The sequence below is a fragment of the Thermoplasmata archaeon genome, from assembly GCA_035632695.1.
GTDB lineage: Archaea > Thermoplasmatota > Thermoplasmata > RBG-16-68-12 > RBG-16-68-12 > RBG-16-68-12.
This window is the reverse complement of record DASQGG010000008.1, coordinates 1-13,898: the sequence shown is the minus strand read 5'-3', so window position 1 is coordinate 13,898 and position 13,898 is coordinate 1. Positions and strand designations below refer to the sequence as shown.

Annotated in this window: 17 protein-coding genes; 10 read left to right on the top strand and 7 right to left on the bottom strand. The window is 68.6% G+C overall.

Translation table 11 applies throughout. The features are described from left to right. Positions 1 to 154: 154 nt before the first annotated feature. Complete coding sequence (locus VEY12_00450) at positions 155 to 895, top strand: RIO1 family regulatory kinase/ATPase (GenBank protein ID HYM38601.1); 741 nt, start codon at positions 155 to 157, stop codon at positions 893 to 895. Here the strand turns inward: VEY12_00450 and VEY12_00445 are convergent. Further along, positions 888 to 1,922, bottom strand: a complete 1,035-nt coding sequence (locus tag VEY12_00445; protein ID HYM38600.1) for an NAD(P)-dependent glycerol-1-phosphate dehydrogenase — start codon at positions 1,920 to 1,922, stop codon at positions 888 to 890. The genes VEY12_00450 and VEY12_00445 overlap by 8 nt on opposite strands. 168 nt (positions 1,923 to 2,090) lie before the next feature. Between VEY12_00445 and VEY12_00440 the strand changes: the two genes are divergently transcribed. The 3 genes from VEY12_00440 to VEY12_00430 all read left to right on the top strand — a co-directional run bounded on the left by VEY12_00440 (position 2,091) and on the right by VEY12_00430 (position 5,467). Continuing rightward, complete coding sequence (locus VEY12_00440) at positions 2,091 to 4,217, top strand: tetratricopeptide repeat protein (protein ID HYM38599.1); 2,127 nt, start codon at positions 2,091 to 2,093, stop codon at positions 4,215 to 4,217. A gap of 85 nt (positions 4,218 to 4,302) precedes the next feature. Beyond that, the gene (locus VEY12_00435) at positions 4,303 to 4,800 is read left to right on the top strand and encodes a PUA domain-containing protein (GenBank protein ID HYM38598.1); all 498 of its coding nucleotides are present in this window, start codon (positions 4,303 to 4,305) and stop codon (positions 4,798 to 4,800) included. Position 4,801: 1 nt separating this feature from the next. Next, positions 4,802 to 5,467, top strand: a complete 666-nt coding sequence (locus VEY12_00430; GenBank protein HYM38597.1) for an HAD-IA family hydrolase — start codon at positions 4,802 to 4,804, stop codon at positions 5,465 to 5,467. Here VEY12_00430 and VEY12_00425 read toward each other — a convergent pair. Further along, the gene (locus VEY12_00425) at positions 5,445 to 6,389 is read right to left on the bottom strand and encodes an FAD-dependent oxidoreductase (protein HYM38596.1); all 945 of its coding nucleotides are present in this window, start codon (positions 6,387 to 6,389) and stop codon (positions 5,445 to 5,447) included. The two genes, VEY12_00430 and VEY12_00425, sit on opposite strands and share 23 nt — an antisense overlap. 195 nt (positions 6,390 to 6,584) lie before the next feature. Between VEY12_00425 and sepF the strand changes: the two genes are divergently transcribed. Beyond that, entirely contained in the window at positions 6,585 to 6,971 is a 387-nt protein-coding gene (gene sepF / locus VEY12_00420) for a cell division protein SepF (protein ID HYM38595.1), read from the top strand. 6 nt (positions 6,972 to 6,977) lie between these two features. On the opposite strand, the gene VEY12_00415 is transcribed toward sepF, so the two are convergent. After that, positions 6,978 to 7,856, bottom strand: coding sequence for an ATPase domain-containing protein (locus VEY12_00415; GenBank protein ID HYM38594.1), 879 nt, complete (start codon positions 7,854 to 7,856; stop codon positions 6,978 to 6,980). A 151-nt stretch (positions 7,857 to 8,007) separates the two neighbouring features. Here VEY12_00415 and VEY12_00410 point away from each other — a divergent pair, with 151 nt between their 5' ends. Then, positions 8,008 to 8,442 carry a DUF6015 family protein gene (locus VEY12_00410; protein ID HYM38593.1) on the top strand — a complete coding sequence of 145 codons (435 nt, stop codon included), beginning with the start codon at positions 8,008 to 8,010 and terminating at the stop codon, positions 8,440 to 8,442. A 9-nt stretch (positions 8,443 to 8,451) separates the two neighbouring features. On the opposite strand, the gene VEY12_00405 is transcribed toward VEY12_00410, so the two are convergent. Next, a complete protein-coding gene (locus VEY12_00405) occupies positions 8,452 to 8,865 on the bottom strand; it encodes a DUF61 family protein (protein ID HYM38592.1) in 414 nt (137 codons plus the stop codon). Positions 8,866 to 8,963: 98 nt separating this feature from the next. Between VEY12_00405 and VEY12_00400 the strand changes: the two genes are divergently transcribed. Continuing rightward, positions 8,964 to 9,875 carry a zinc-ribbon domain-containing protein gene (locus VEY12_00400; protein HYM38591.1) on the top strand — a complete coding sequence of 304 codons (912 nt, stop codon included), beginning with the start codon at positions 8,964 to 8,966 and terminating at the stop codon, positions 9,873 to 9,875. Between the two features lie 32 nt (positions 9,876 to 9,907). Here VEY12_00400 and VEY12_00395 read toward each other — a convergent pair whose 3' ends face one another. Then, positions 9,908 to 10,627, bottom strand: coding sequence for an ATPase domain-containing protein (locus VEY12_00395; protein HYM38590.1), 720 nt, complete (start codon positions 10,625 to 10,627; stop codon positions 9,908 to 9,910). A 124-nt stretch (positions 10,628 to 10,751) separates the two neighbouring features. On the opposite strand from VEY12_00395, the gene VEY12_00390 reads away from it, so the two are divergent. Further along, positions 10,752 to 11,525 (top strand): hypothetical protein, encoded by a 774-nt coding sequence (locus VEY12_00390; GenBank protein HYM38589.1) that lies wholly within the window; start codon positions 10,752 to 10,754, stop codon positions 11,523 to 11,525. Here VEY12_00390 and VEY12_00385 read toward each other — a convergent pair. Beyond that, positions 11,517 to 12,218, bottom strand: coding sequence for an ATPase domain-containing protein (locus VEY12_00385; protein ID HYM38588.1), 702 nt, complete (start codon positions 12,216 to 12,218; stop codon positions 11,517 to 11,519). The genes VEY12_00390 and VEY12_00385 overlap by 9 nt on opposite strands. 134 nt (positions 12,219 to 12,352) lie before the next feature. Between VEY12_00385 and VEY12_00380 the strand changes: the two genes are divergently transcribed. Further along, on the top strand, positions 12,353 to 12,892 hold the full coding sequence (locus VEY12_00380) for a GNAT family N-acetyltransferase (GenBank protein HYM38587.1): 540 nt from the start codon (positions 12,353 to 12,355) through the stop codon (positions 12,890 to 12,892). A 53-nt stretch (positions 12,893 to 12,945) separates the two neighbouring features. Then, positions 12,946 to 13,530: a CDP-2,3-bis-(O-geranylgeranyl)-sn-glycerol synthase gene (locus tag VEY12_00375; protein ID HYM38586.1), complete on the top strand. Its 585-nt coding sequence runs from the start codon at positions 12,946 to 12,948 to the stop codon at positions 13,528 to 13,530. A gap of 2 nt (positions 13,531 to 13,532) precedes the next feature. On the opposite strand, the gene VEY12_00370 is transcribed toward VEY12_00375, so the two are convergent. Further along, the coding region (locus VEY12_00370; protein HYM38585.1) for a phosphoribosyltransferase family protein at positions 13,533 to 13,898 on the bottom strand (366 nt) is incomplete at its 5' end.

The window sequence follows — 13,898 nt, the reverse complement described above, 5'->3', positions numbered from 1 at the left end:
GGCCCTTCGGTCCAGTGGACCAGGAGGTTCCCGGCGATGATGTCCGAGTTGGTTTTCCGAGCCGCGCCGGGAGCCTTGTGAGTCCGTCCTCGGCCCTCCGGCGTTCGTGCGCTTGCGATGCGAACGCTGTCCTCATCGATCCTGAGAGTCGAAGATGCCCAACCAACCCTACCTGGACGCGAGTGTCCAGTGGCGCATCAAGGCGGGAACGCTCGACCTGCACGAGCCCGGATACCGCTCGACCGCGGAGGCCATCCTCTCCTCGGGCCTCGCGACGGAGGTCGTGGGCCTGATCAGCGCGGGCAAGGAGGCCGACGTCTACCTCGGCCGGTACCACGGAGCGTCGCTCGCGATCAAGGTCTACCGCCTGTACCGGACGTCCCATCGCGGGGGCGGGCCGATCAAGGCGGATTCGATGGGCTGGCGCGCGGCGCACGAGTTCGAGATCACCCGCCAGGCGTGGAAAGGAGGCGCGCGCGTGCCCGCGCCGGCCCGACGCGTCGAGAACATGTTCTCCATGCGCTACCTCGGCGACGACGACGGCCCGGCGCCGCGGCTCCATGACATCCGGCTGGACGATCCCGAGTCCTTCTTGGCCGCGGTGCTCGGGGGCGTGGAGGCGCTCGCGCGTGCGGGCGTAGTCCACGGGGACCTGAGCGCCTTCAACGTCCTCGTCCACGACCGCGTGCCCTGGTTCATCGACTTCAGCGAGGCGTTCCGGATCGATCGGACCGGCACCTCGTCGTGGATGAGGCTCACAGAAGCCACGGAGGCCCTGCGCCGCGGCGTGAACGCGCTCGCGGGGTATTTCCGGAAATACGGGATTGGGGTGGATCCCGAGCCGCTGATTGCGCGAGCCGTGACCGCGCACGACAGGTTCGGCGTGCTCAAATGACCTTCGTGATGCGGGCGAGCCGCTCCGCCGCCTCTTCCGTGAGCCCCGTGTCCCCGAGGATCGTGTAGCGCTCCTTCGCGATCTCGTGTGCATGGACAAGCGCCTGGACGAGCTCATCGTCCGTCACGCCGAGCGCGTGCGCAGTCGTCGGGGCGCCGATGGCCAGAAGGGCATCCCGTACCTCCCCCCAGTTCCCCGCGTGGAGGTACATCATCATGATCGTGCCCACGCCGCACTGCTCCCCGTGGAGCGCGGGCTTCTTCGCGATCCGGTCCAGGGCATGGGAGAACTTGTGCTCGCTTCCAGACGCGGGCCGCGAGGATCCCGCAATGGACATCGCCACGCCGCTGGATACGAGCGCCTTGCACACGAACCACGCGCTCTCCTCGAGGCGCGGCTTGATCGTCGCCGCGTTCTCGATTACGAGGCGTGCCGCGAGCTCGCTGAGCGCCGCCGCGTACGAGGAATAGTACTCGTTCCTCAGGTTCCGCGCGAGGGCCCAGTCCTTGACCGCGGTCAGGTTGGAGATGATGTCCCCGCAGCCTGCGGCCATGAGCCGGAACGGCGACTCCGCGATGATTCCCGTGTCCATGATCACCGCGATGGGCGTCTGTGCGGCGAGGCTCACCTTCTCGCCGCCCTTCGTGATTGACGCCCGTGCGGACACGACGCCGTCGTGGCTCGCGGCCGTGGGCACGCTGACGAACGGCACGCCCGCGTAGAACGAGGCGCACTTGGCCACGTCGATCGGTCGGCCGCCTCCGACGCCCAGGGCGAAGTCGAAGGCCCCCTTGCGGATGCGGTCTTCTGCACCCCGGACCTCCTCCATGGTCGCGTCGGGGATCAGGTACTCGGTCGCCTTGATCCGCTTCTTTGCCAGGGAGTCGACCACGGTCACGCCCGCGACCTTCATCGTGATCTCGTCGGCCACGAGGAGCGCTTTGCGCCCGAGCTTCAGCGACGAGCAGACCTCGCCCGTCTGCAGGATGCCCTCATGGCCCACCACGACGTTCCGCGGCAGCTCCATGGCCTTGGACTTGGAGAAGGACTCCACATCGAAGGTGGTCACGGTCGCCCTGAGGCGGGACCAAGGGGATGACGCTACTTAAAACTGAGTCTGCGGCCCTCGGGATGCTCTCAACCCGGAGGGCCGCCGCGGAACCTTTAAGCGAGCCCTCCCGGATGGAAGCCCGCCATGCCCCCCTCCCCGACCCAGGACCCGGCGCGCGGTGCGTCGGAGTTCCGCCGGGGGAACGCGCTGTGCGATTCCCGGCGGTACGCGGAGGCGGTCGAGGCGTACGATCGAGCCCTCGACCTCGGCTACGTCGACCCGGTCCTCTGGAACAACCGGGGCGTGGCGCTCGACGGGCTCGGGCGCGGGGACGAGGCCGTCGCCTCGTACCGGGACGCGCTGCTCCGGAACGCGGACTACGAGGTCGCCTGGCACAACCTGGGGAACACGCAGGCCCGTCTCGGCCGGTTCGAAGATGCCCTGGGCTCCTACGACCGCGCGCTCGCCCTCCGCCCGGACGACGCCGGCGTCGTCTTCGACAAGGCGGCGGCGCTCGCCCGACTCGGCCGGGCGAAGCCCGCCTTGGCCCTCCAGGACGACTTCCTGCGGGAGCATCCCAAGGACGCAAGGGCGTGGCTGCGGAAGGGCCGCTTGCTCCTGGATCTGGATCGGCCCGAGGAGGCCGCCGAGGCCCTCGAGGCCGCCGCCGGCCTCCGGTCGGCGGACGCAGAGACGTGGTCCGCCCTGGGGGACGCGCGCTTCGCCCTGGAGCGATACGAAGAGGCCGTCGAGGCGTACGACCGCGCCCTCGCGCTCAACACGGCGGACGCAGCCACCTGGAACAACAAGGGGTTCACGTTCTTCATGCTCGGGATTCACGACGAGGCGCTGCGGTCCTACGACCGGGCGATCGCCATCGACCCGGGCTACAAGGCGGCCTGGTACAACAAGGGCTACACGCTCCATGCGATCGACCGGCTCGAGGAGGCGGTCGCTTGCTACCGGCGCGCGCTCGAGGTGGATGCGCAGGACGAAGTCCTGTGGAACAACCTGGGGAACGCCCTGTACAACCTGGGCCGGTACGAGGAGTCCGTCCCCTACTTCGAGAAGGCGATCGCCGTCAACCCGAAGTACGAGATCGCGTGGAACAACATCGGGAACGCGCTCAACAAGCTGGGGAAATGGGAGGAGTCCCTGGCGTACCACGACAAGTCCCTGGAGCTCCGGCCCGACTTCGACTACGCGCTCTACGCGAAGGGGGAGAGCCTCCACAAGCTGGGCCGCGACGAAGAGGGGCTCGAGCTGATCACCCAGAGCCTCGAGCTGAACCCGAACTACGACCACGCCTGGATGGCCAAGGCGGAGGTCCTGCACGCCCTAGGCCGCTTCGAGGAATGTCGGGACGCGCTCAACAACGCGCTCATCCTGAACCCCGGGTACGAGGACGCGTGGATCTTTCGCGGCCGGGTTCTCGAGGAAATCGGCAACCCCCTGGAGGCCGAGCGCTGCTACGACGAGGCCCTCCGGTGCATGGACGCGGGGATCGCGATCGAGCCTTCGGACGCAGCCCTGGCGCTCCGGAAAGCCCGCCTGCTCGACGAGCTCCAACGGCCGGAGGACGCCCTCGAGGCGTTCGCCGTAGCGGCGTCCCGGGCCCGGGACGCCGAGGCCCACGCCGCCCTCGCCGACGCGCTGCTCCGAGCGGACCGCGCCGCGGACGCGCTCGCGCCCGCCGAGGAGGCCTGCCGGAAGTTCCCCGAGGATGCCCGCGGCTGGCACGCCGCGGGGCGGGTCTGGCTCGCCCGGCGAAGCCCGGACCGCGCCCTCCCCCTCCTCGAGAAGGCGAGCGCCCTCCGCGACGATCCCGAGGTTCGACGGGACCGCGCCCGCGCGCTCGGAGACCTGGGCCGAATCGAGGAGGCCGTGCGCGTCCTCGGGGACGTCGAGGCGGCCGATGCGATTGCGATTCTCCTCCGGGCGGATTACCTCCAGGCCCTCGGCCGGACCGAGGCGGCGCTCACCGCCTGCGAAGCCGCGCTCCGCGCGGACCCCGCGATTCGGGACGTGGCCTACCATCGCAAAGGCACGTTCCTCATGGCGGCGGGGCGGCCCAAGGAGGCCGCCGCGGCGTTCGACGCGGCGCTTGGGCTGAACCCCGAGGACGCGGAGTACTGGTGCGATGCGGCGGTCGCGTGGCGGTCGTGCGGTCAGGAGGCCAAGGCCCAGCGTCTTCTCGCGCGGGCCCTGGACCTGGACCCGCGCCTGGAGCGGGCCCAGCGCTTGCGGGACCTCACGACCGCGTCCCCATGACGGATTTTTATTCCTGTCTCCGAATGGAAGAACGCGTGACCCGGCTCGGGAAGGGTTATCTCCCCGAGGACCATGAGGGCGTTCCGTGCCCCTCCGGGTCCGCCGCCGCACCCGACTCCGCCGCCGGGAGGTGGAGGCCTGGTTCCGCCGGCTTTCCGAGGAGTTCGGCATGGCGATGCCCTCCGGGGAGGTCGCCATCGACGAGGCGGAGGCGGGCGAGCTGCGGGTTCTCCTCCGGGAGGACGAGGCGATTGCCCTGATCCTCGGTGAGGCCATCGCGCCGACCGTGCGGGGCCTGCTCGCCTTCCCGGCGGAGAAGCGGCACGTGACCGTGGACATGGGGGCGGTCCCGTTCGTCTACAACGGCGCGGACGTCATGGCCCCCGGGATCGTGGACGCCGACTTGGGCATCCGGGAAGGCGACTACGTCTGGGTGCGCGACGAGAAGAACCGCCGTCCCCTGGCCGTGGGCCGCGCGATCATGGACGGCCCGACCATGGTCCGGGAGGAACGCGGCAAGGCCGTCGAGACGGTCCACCATGTGGGGGACGATCTGTGGCGGCTGGGAGAGGAGGAGCCCTGAGGTGGTCGCCCTCCGCGCGATCCTCTTCGACGTCGACGGTACCCTCCTCGACACCCGGGACGCCTGGGTCGCCGCCTTCGACGCCGGTCTCGCGGCCGTCGGGTCGCACGCCATGGCGGGTCGCGAGGGCGCGCGTTGGATCGGGACGCCGATCGAGACGATCTACACGGAGCGGTGCGGGCTCTCGGGGGACACCCTGCGGGACGCCGTCCGGGAGTTCCAGCGGAGCGAGGCGGACTCCCTTCGGCTTGGGGTCCGGGCCTATCCCGGGATCCCGGAGATGGTCGCCTCCCTGCGGCGCTGGTCGTTGGGGACCCTCACGAACAAACGCACGGATACGACCCGCGAGGCCCTGCGTCTGGCCGGGTTCCTCGACGCGTTCGTCCTCGTCCTCGGCGGGGACTCCGTGCGGCGCAAGAAGCCCGCCCCCGATCCCGTCCTCCAAGCCGCCGCGTCGCTCCGGGTGCCCGTCGCCGCCTGCGCGGTCGTCGGCGACACGGAGAACGACGTGCGGGCCGGGCGTGAGGCGGGCGCGGTGACGGTCGGGGTCACGTGGGGCTACGGGTCCCGGGCGCGCCTTGAGGAGGCCGGGGTGGGCTATCTCATCGAGACGCCGGCCGCCCTCCCGCCGCTCGTGCGGGCGCTCACGCCCAGTACGGGGACTTGAGGTACTTGTAGACGGACATGACCGCGGTCACGGCCTCCCCGCACGCCGTGACGATTCGCTTGTCCTTCCCCGGGTACGAGACGATGTCGCCGCAGGCGTACACGCCCGGGACGGAGGTGGACATGTCCGCCTTCACCTTGATGAGCTGCTCGCCCTCGAGGGCGATTCCCCACCTCGGGAGGGGCGTGACCCTCGGCTCGAAGCCGATGTTGATCAGCACGGAGTCGATTTCGAGGACCGTCTTCTTCAGGGTCCGGTTGTCGTAGATGACCGCTCGCTCCACCCGGCCGTCGCCCTCGATGGACGTGAGCTCCGCGTTGAACATGACCTCGACGGGGACCTTGCGGAGTGCCTCCACGTTCTTCTCCATCGCGCGGAACTCGCCCCGGCGGTGGACCACGGTGACCCCCTTCGCCGACGCGACGATCTCGAGGGCGTACTCGAGCGCGCTGTCCCCGCCGCCGACGATCAGGACGCGCCGCCCCCGGAACTCGTGGCGGTCCTGGACCTGGTACGTGACGCCCTTGCCCTCGAACTCCGCCTCGCCGGGGATGTCCAAGCGCTTGGGCTCGAACAGCCCCATGCCCAGCGCGAGGATGACCGCCCGCGCCTCGTACCCCGCGCCCTGGCGGGTCGTGAGCCGGAAGACCTGGCCGTCCCGCTTGAGGTCCACGACCTCCCCGGCGACCATCTCGGCGCCGCTCTCGCGGGCGTGCATCGTGAACAGTTCGCCGAGCTCCCCGCCCTCGATCGCGATGTAGCTCGGATAGTCGTACACGGACTTGGTCGGGTAGAGCCAGGTGAGCTGGCCCCCCATCCCCTGGGCCTCCAGGATCAGGGTGGACAGGCTCCGGGTCCTCGCGTAAATCCCGGCGGTGAGTCCGGCAGGGCCTCCCCCTACGACGACCACGTCGTAGACCATGGCGTGGGGCGACAAAGGCCCTCCCCTTAAGAATCTTGTGACTCCGCTATTCATTCAGGCGTGGCGTGGCACGAAAGAACATAGTTATCATATAGTCATATCTATTTTTATCGCCATTCTGTCAACCCGAGCCGTCGCATTCACGATACTTTTAAATTCCCCCTCCCGGATATGCGGAACCAGAAGGGATTTGGGATGGCCTTCATCAAGAAGCCGTTCAAACGCCTCGCTGAAGGAGGCTCCGCCGCGGAGGCCGACACGTACATCGACCTGGGGGAGTTGACCTTCGAGAGCGAGGGTGGAGCGCTCGGAGAACCCGTCGAACATCTGGTCAAGGTCGCGGAAATCTACCGCTACGAGGACGTGGCGGATCTCACGACCCACGTGTACAACGGGAACATCCTGTTGATTGACTACACGAGCATGGCTAGCGACGAGCTCGCCCTGAAGCGCATCACGGCGGAACTCAAGAGCGCGATCCGGGACTGCGGCGGAGACGTCGCCGTCGTCGGCAAGAACATCATGATGGCCACGCCCGCGGGCATCAAGATCGACCGGGCGAAGATCAAGGGCAACTTCTGAGCGCGGTCAGACCCGCCGTCCCCATCGGCGCGGCCTCGCCACCTGGTAGGGCCGCGCGACGAACCCTTCTGGGCCGTAGTCGAGCACGAAGTAGTCTCGCGAGTGGTTTGTGTGCCGCATCTTCGCGATGCGGACCAGGAGCTGGACCTTGCCTTCGCCCACGCCGCTGAAGCGCAGCTCGAGAACGCCGTCCGCCAGGAAGGCGACGTCGTGATCCACCCCGGGTCGGACCGGGTCCTGCTCCCCGATTACGAAGGACGTGGCTCCGAGCCCTCGCAGGAAGTGGAACAGGTGGAAGAGCTCCCGTCGGACGTCCTCGATGTGCGTGAGCGCGGCCAGGGCGTCCAAGGAATCGATCACCACGATGCCGAGGGGATCGCGCTCCCGACGCCGGCTCAGGTAGTCCTCCAGGACCCGGACCCAGTCGCGGATCTCCTCCGCGCCCGCGTAGTCGAGCCGGAGGCGGCTGATGTCCACGACGAAGTCCTCCGCGTCCCCGAGGCCGAGGCGTCGCATGGTCTGAACGATGGAGTCGCGGCTCTCCTCGATGGTGACGAACACGCCGCGGGCCCCCGCGGCGCGGTTCCGGATCAGGGTGTAGAGGGCCAAGGAGGTCTTCATCGAGCCTCCGGGTCCGACGATGCCGATGACGTGGCCGCGCGGCACGCCGCCCTGCAGGGCGTCGTCGAGCCCCCGGACGTAGGTCGGGATTCGCACGTCCTCGTCCTTCGTGCGGGCCGCGAGGGCCGCGACCTGTTCCCGGAGACGGCGCACCTCATCCCGCAGGCTGCGGATCTCGGACTCCGTGCCGCCCTCGGGCGCGGCGCTCCCCCGCTCCGGAGCCCCCACGCTGTCCGCGCCCGGCCCGTCCCCGTCCTGCATCATCCGACGGCCCCGGCATGGCTCCGACTCGCTTTACCCTTTGGCCGCGTCGTCGTCCGCCGCCGCCGGGGGCGGCGTGAGAATCAGACCGGGCTCCGTCCGACGGAATGCTTATATAGCCCGCAGCCCACGTAGTAACCCTTCGGGGCGACCCATGTCTGTGAAGGCGAAGCCTGAGCGGGGGCCAGCGGGCACGATCACCGTGGATGATCTCACCCGCGCGATCAAGAACTCGATCGACCGCACGGGGATGAAGGAGGAGGAGGCCCGCGCCATGGCCACCCACGTCCTCAACTTCTTCGGGTATTCCGAGCGGATCATCGACAACGTCCTCGAACCGGAGGACCGGGACGCGTTCTACATGCTCGAGGACTCGGGCATCCTCACAACCGAGCGGGAGGAGACCACCCTCTACGATGGCCGAGAGTGGCGCATCCACTACTGGATGTTCCGCAAGGAGCGCATCTACGACCTCGCGGAGGCCCAGCGCGCGAAGGAAGAGGCCGCGGCGGGGCAGACCGTGTACGACGACGTGCCCGAGGACTTCTGGGCGACCCGCCGCGAGAAGCCGGCCGAGCCCCCCAAGTAATCCGCGGTCTCAACCGAACGCGAGCTGCAACGTGCCGCCGCTGTGACGCACGAGATCCACCGCGAGGGAGTGGGGCAGGTACATCCGCCCGCCTCGGTACGGGAATGCGGGGCCGAATCCCTCCACCGCGCGCAGGGTCTTCGCCGCCAGCTCCTCGGAGACGTAGGCCGAATCCTCCAAGTCCCCCGTCGCGAGGACCGTGATGGGCAGGCGCAGGCTCTCCGTCTCCTCCCGAGTCAGCACGTCGGCGAGGCGCCGCAAGGCCGCCGGATCGAAGGGGTGGGGATCGCCCTCGCGGGTCCGGCAGACCGGTTGAGGCTCCGCGAGGAGCGTCGCGAGCGTCTTCCGCTCCACGACGAGCCCGGCGTTCATCCGGCCGAGTTCTAGGGCAATCCATCGGTCCACGGCGCCCGGCGATACCATGCGGCCGCTCCAGGGTGCTGGCGGCCGAAAAAGCCTTCGGCGCGCCCGCGAAACCTTTTTCCTGGGCTCCCTCCATCGGCCCCGCCGGAGGAAGTTCCGTGTCCGCCCCCCTGCTCTGCACGCGCTGCGGCTACTCGAACCAGCCCGGCTACCAATTCTGCTCGAACTGCGGCGCTCCGCTCGGGGCTCCCCGGGCCATGCCGGGGGCGGCGCCCGCGCCGGTGTACGCGGTCGGACCCGGTTATCCCTCGCCGGGATACTACCCATCCCCGGTGGACTACGAGCGGACGAAGCAGGTGGACCGCACGAAGACGGGGGTCCTGCTTCTCCTGATCGGCACGCTCCTCTCCTGGATTCCGTTCGGCATCTCGATCATCGGGTACCTCATGCTCTTCATCGGCGCCATCCTCGTGATCCTGGGGCGCAAGGCGTTCGGTGAGCCCCACCCGAGGAACGTCCTGTTCTCCATCGTCCTGTTCATCGTCGGCTGCGTCGTCTTCCTCGGCGTCGTGATCGTCGCCGCGATCTCGAGCATCGCGGGCACCCTGGGTCCCGGGGGCACCGTGACGATCACGCCCTCCTTCGAGGCCGCGTCGTTCTCCGCCACACTGCTCGGGCTCATCGTCTTCGCGATCGTCGTCGGCATTGCCGAAGTCCTGTTCACGTACGCCCTCCAGATCCAGACGGGTCGGCTCCTCCTGTGGGCCGCGTACGGCGCGAGCATCGTCCTGGCGATCCTGGTCTATCTCATCGCGGCCCCGGTCGCGGCCACCGTGGTGACGAGCGCGGACTACGACGCGGTCGTGGCCTTGGCTTCGGGCTACCAGCTGCTCAACGTGATCCCGGTCGCCCTGTTCGCGGCGGCGGACTACCTGGCCTGGTCCCGAATCAACCGGGGCGAGATCCCGAAGGCCGCCGGCCCGGGCGTGCCGCCCATGCCGTCGCCGTACGCGGGCATGCCTCCCCAGGCGCCCCCGACGGGCCCCGCACCTCCGCTGAATCCCCAGTGAGAATGGGTACGCGGCCGGGGAGGTGCCCCCCGTCACTTCTTCTTGGAGAGGATGTGGGTCACGAAGAACTTCTCGCCGTCGTGGTTTAGGGCGAGCGCGGTGTGATCGTGGTTCATCCAGCGCATCTTGACGCACCGAAGGCGCAGCTGGACGTCGGTCTCCCCGACCTCGACCTGCCGCAGCTGGAGGATCCCGTCGGCCAGGAAGTCCTCCCCCCACTGGGCGAGTCGCTGGGCGCCGAACGGGGTCTCCGTGATCACGAAGGTCGTGAGTTCGAGGTCCTTGAGCCCGGTCAGGAAGTGGAACATCTCCCGCCGCGGGTTCTTCATCTCCGTCAACGCGTAGAGCGCGTCCAGGCTGTCGAGGGCCAGGACCTCGTAGTGGGTCGAGTTCACGGCCTCCTTGACGAGCTCCAGGAGGATCGTGATCCAATCCTTCGAGGCCTCGGACCGTTCCATCCCCCGCCGCAGCTGTCCCAGGTCTAGGATGTACACGTGCGACTCGTCGAGCTGCTTCATGCCCATCCGGGCGGCTCCCGCGCGGAGGCCGTCCGCCGCCTGCTCGAGGCTCACGTACAGGGACCGCGTGCCGTTCAGGCGGGCGTTCTCGTGCATCATCCACAGGATCAGGGAGGTCTTCATCGTCCCGGGCGTGCCCGCGACGAGGATCGTGCTCCCTTTGGGGATCCCGCCGCCCAGAGACCGGTCGAGACCTTCGACATAGGAGCGAAAAAGGGGCAGCTCGGGATCCATGACCCTCCGAGGACGCGGGGCGCGTTATAAAGGGATGGTGCCTTAGTTATCGGCGTCGATAGCGTCGGGATTCATGGAGGGAATGCTTTTGTAGCGAGAGGGCCTTGCGCCCTCCTGGAAAGGGATGGGTAGACGGGACGAGGCTGCCCTTCGGCTGCTCCGGTGGGAGCTCGAGGGCCGCGGCGACCAAGTCATGGAGGCCATGCTACGCCACCCCGACAAGAATCTGTCCGACGCCGTCGACCTGATTGAGCAGGAGGTGCCGAGCCTGTCCCCCCACGAACCGGGTCCCCGCATGTCCGCGCCGGAGCCGCCCCGCCCGCGTCCGACCACGGAGCTCGACGCCTTGGACCAGGAGTTCCAGACGTTCCGCCATCTCCTGGCGCCGCGCGAGGCGAAGGAGTTCGAGGTCCAGCTCCGAGAGCTCACGAAGACGCGGGACCGGGAGGGGATCACGGCGCTCCGGCGCCGCCTCCGGGCCCTCTCCCTCCAGGCGACGTTCTGGTCCGACCTCGCCGCGAGGGAGACGGAATCGAACGCGATCGCGCTCCTCATCCTGCGCCGCGGCCACGGGGTGATCGCGAAGGCGGGCGAGACCGCCTACCTGGACCAGCCCGACGTGGCCGAGGCGGTCCGCCGCGAGACGGGGCGCCCCGCCCGCGGCACGTACGTGATGCACTTGCCCGTGGGCCGTCTCGTCGTCATGACCGGGGAGACGATCGCGCTCGTCGCCCTGTTCCGCCGTGCGCCCGGCAGGGACGTGGTCTCCGTCCTCACGAAGACCGTGGAGGCGATCGAGGAGAACAAGGCCGCGGCCGCGCGCACGTTCGGAAACGAGCCGCTCGCCGCGCGGTACGCGGACGCGCTCCTGAAGCTCCTCACGAAGACGTCACTTTGAGATCACGCGCGTGATTTGGAACCGGTCCGTCGCGCGGACCAGGGCGAAGTCCCCGTGCTCGTGCTTGGAGCGCCGCATCTTCACGCATCGGATGCGCAGCTGGACGTCCGTCTCGCCGATCGGCGCCTGCTTGAGATGGAGGATCCCGTCCGCCAGGAACTCCTCGTCGTACCGCCCGTACGCGCCCTTGGAGCCGCTGGGGATCTCCGTGATCAGGAAGGAGGTGGCCCCGAGCCCGCGCAGGAAGCCGAAGAAGTGGAACAGCTCCCGCCGCGGGTTCTCGAGATGGCTCAGGCTGTAGAGCGCCTCCAGGCTGTCGATCGCGATCAGGTCGAAGTTGTTCACCCGCACCCGCTGCTCGATGTACTTCTGGAGCACGTCGAGCCAGTTCTTGGAGAGCTCCTCCTCCTTGTGCTCGAGGCGGATGCGCCCGATGTCCAGGATGTACAGCTCGATGTCGTCCAGGGCCGTCATGCCCAGGTCCGCCATGGAGGCCCGGAGGTCCTCCTGACCCTCCTCCAGGGAGAGGTAGAGGGCGCGGGAGCCCGCCTTCGCGTTGTGGTACAGGATGGAGAAGGTGAGCGCCGTCTTCATCGTGCCCGGGGTCCCGGCCACAAGGACGACGGAACCCCGCGGGATGCCGCCTCCGAGGGCCTCGTCCAGCCCCTCGACGTACGTCTGCACGCGGTCCATGATCGACGTGCGAACGAGCCCGGTTTCGCTATAAAGGACTGGTGCGGAAATTATCACTCTCGGAACCACGCTCCGAGCTTCTTCCTTCCGCGCGTCGGGGAAGGTCTATGGCAGACCGTGTCTTGGTCCGGGGTGTGGCCCCCGGCCGCGGCAACTCTCCCCTGCATCCCGCACGGACCGTTCACCTCGTCCGCATGACCGACGCGGAGCGCGACGAAGCGCTGCGGCAGGAGGCCGAGGAGTACGGGGCGGCGAAGGCCCGCGCGGGCTTCTGGCCGCGGGAAGGGTGCACAGATCGGGCACGCGAGGAGATCGCGGGCCTCCTGGGATCCGATCCCGCGAGCCGCGGCCACGCCTTCTTCGTGGGGGTGGACGGCGCGGGCCGACGGGTGGGATGGGTCTGGTACGGACCTGTGCCCGGATCCGGAACCGCCGCCGGCAAGAGATGGCTCTTCCAGATCGCGGTCGATGAGCCGCTCCGGGGGAACGGCTACGGCCGCGGGCTCCTCGAGGCCGTGGAGCGCCGCCTCGCCGAGGAGGGGATGCACGAGCTCTCGCTCAACGTGTTCCGCTGGAACACGACGGCGGTGGGGCTGTACGAGCGCTCCGGGTACGAGGTCGTGTCCCAGGCCGCGGGCAATCTCGAGATGCGCAAACGCCTCTCCCGCGCCTGATGCGCGGCGCGACGAGCGGTGGGTTAAAGGGAGGGACTCCGTTCGCCGCAGGGATGGCCCTTGAGGCGATCCCCCAGGCCCTCTGGTTCTTCCTCCCGGCCTTCCTCGCGAACCCGGCGGCCGTGCTCTGGGGCGGCGGCACGCCCATGGACTTCGGCAAGACGCTGGGGGATGGGGAGCGCGTCCTGGGAGATGGGAAGACGTGGCGGGGCCTCGTGGGCGGCACGCTGAGCGGAGCTCTCCTCGGCCTCCTGTTGTACCTCCCGTTCGGGCTCCTCGCGCCTGCGTCCACGTGGTCGTTCGGACTGCCGCAGACCGACCTCGCCACGGCGGCCGTGACCGCGTGCCTCGCCTCCGCCACGCTCGCCCTCGGGGCGCTCCTCGGCGACGTGGCCGCCGCGTTCCTCAAGCGGCGGATGCACAAGCCACGTGGCGCGAAGGCGCCGGGGCTCGACCAGTATGACTTCGTGCTCGGCGCGCTGCTCGCGAGCCTGCTCGTGGCGGGCTGGTCCGTGCCGCGGTTCTTCTCGGACGACGCCTGGTACGGGCTGCTCGCCATCATCCTTATCACGCCCGCGCTGCATCGCGGCGTGAACATCGTCGGGTACCGCATGGGGAAGAAGCATGAGCCCTGGTGACTTCACTCACCTAGGACTTCGTCCCTTGTGTACAGCGACTCAAACTTGATTCCGCGCTTCTCGATGGTTTCTCGTGCGCCCTCTAGACGGTCGACGACAGACACGACCTTCAACACCTTGACGCCCTTGGCAAGCACCGCGTCAATGGCCTGTAAGACAGACTTACCGGTAGTCGTGACATCGTCGACGATGACAACGCGATCGGCAGGCTCAAGAGTTCCGCTAACTACACCGCCAAGGCCGTGAGTCTTCTCCTCTCGCCTTACCCAAAAGGCGCGGATTCGTCTCGGGGGTTGAGCTCGCGTGCACAGAATCACGATGGCCGTGGAAATCGGGATTGCGCCCATCGCCAGACCGCCAACTGCTGT

Excerpts from the sequence above, each read along its gene's own strand:
- VEY12_00450 (HYM38601.1), top strand. The coding sequence starts at position 155 with ATGCCCAACCAACCCTACCTGGACGCGAGTGTCCAGTGGCGCATCAAG.
- VEY12_00445 (HYM38600.1), bottom strand. The coding sequence starts at position 1,922 with ATGGAGCTGCCGCGGAACGTCGTGGTGGGCCATGAGGGCATCCTGCAG.
- VEY12_00440 (HYM38599.1), top strand. The coding sequence starts at position 2,091 with ATGCCCCCCTCCCCGACCCAGGACCCGGCGCGCGGTGCGTCGGAGTTC.
- VEY12_00425 (HYM38596.1), bottom strand. The coding sequence starts at position 6,389 with ATGGTCTACGACGTGGTCGTCGTAGGGGGAGGCCCTGCCGGACTCACC.
- sepF (HYM38595.1), top strand. The coding sequence starts at position 6,585 with ATGGCCTTCATCAAGAAGCCGTTCAAACGCCTCGCTGAAGGAGGCTCC.
- VEY12_00415 (HYM38594.1), bottom strand. The coding sequence starts at position 7,856 with ATGATGCAGGACGGGGACGGGCCGGGCGCGGACAGCGTGGGGGCTCCG.
- VEY12_00410 (HYM38593.1), top strand. The coding sequence starts at position 8,008 with ATGTCTGTGAAGGCGAAGCCTGAGCGGGGGCCAGCGGGCACGATCACC.
- VEY12_00405 (HYM38592.1), bottom strand. The coding sequence starts at position 8,865 with ATGGTATCGCCGGGCGCCGTGGACCGATGGATTGCCCTAGAACTCGGC.
- VEY12_00395 (HYM38590.1), bottom strand. The coding sequence starts at position 10,627 with ATGGATCCCGAGCTGCCCCTTTTTCGCTCCTATGTCGAAGGTCTCGAC.
- VEY12_00390 (HYM38589.1), top strand. The coding sequence starts at position 10,752 with ATGGGTAGACGGGACGAGGCTGCCCTTCGGCTGCTCCGGTGGGAGCTC.
- VEY12_00385 (HYM38588.1), bottom strand. The coding sequence starts at position 12,218 with ATGGACCGCGTGCAGACGTACGTCGAGGGGCTGGACGAGGCCCTCGGA.
- VEY12_00375 (HYM38586.1), top strand. The coding sequence starts at position 12,946 with ATGGCCCTTGAGGCGATCCCCCAGGCCCTCTGGTTCTTCCTCCCGGCC.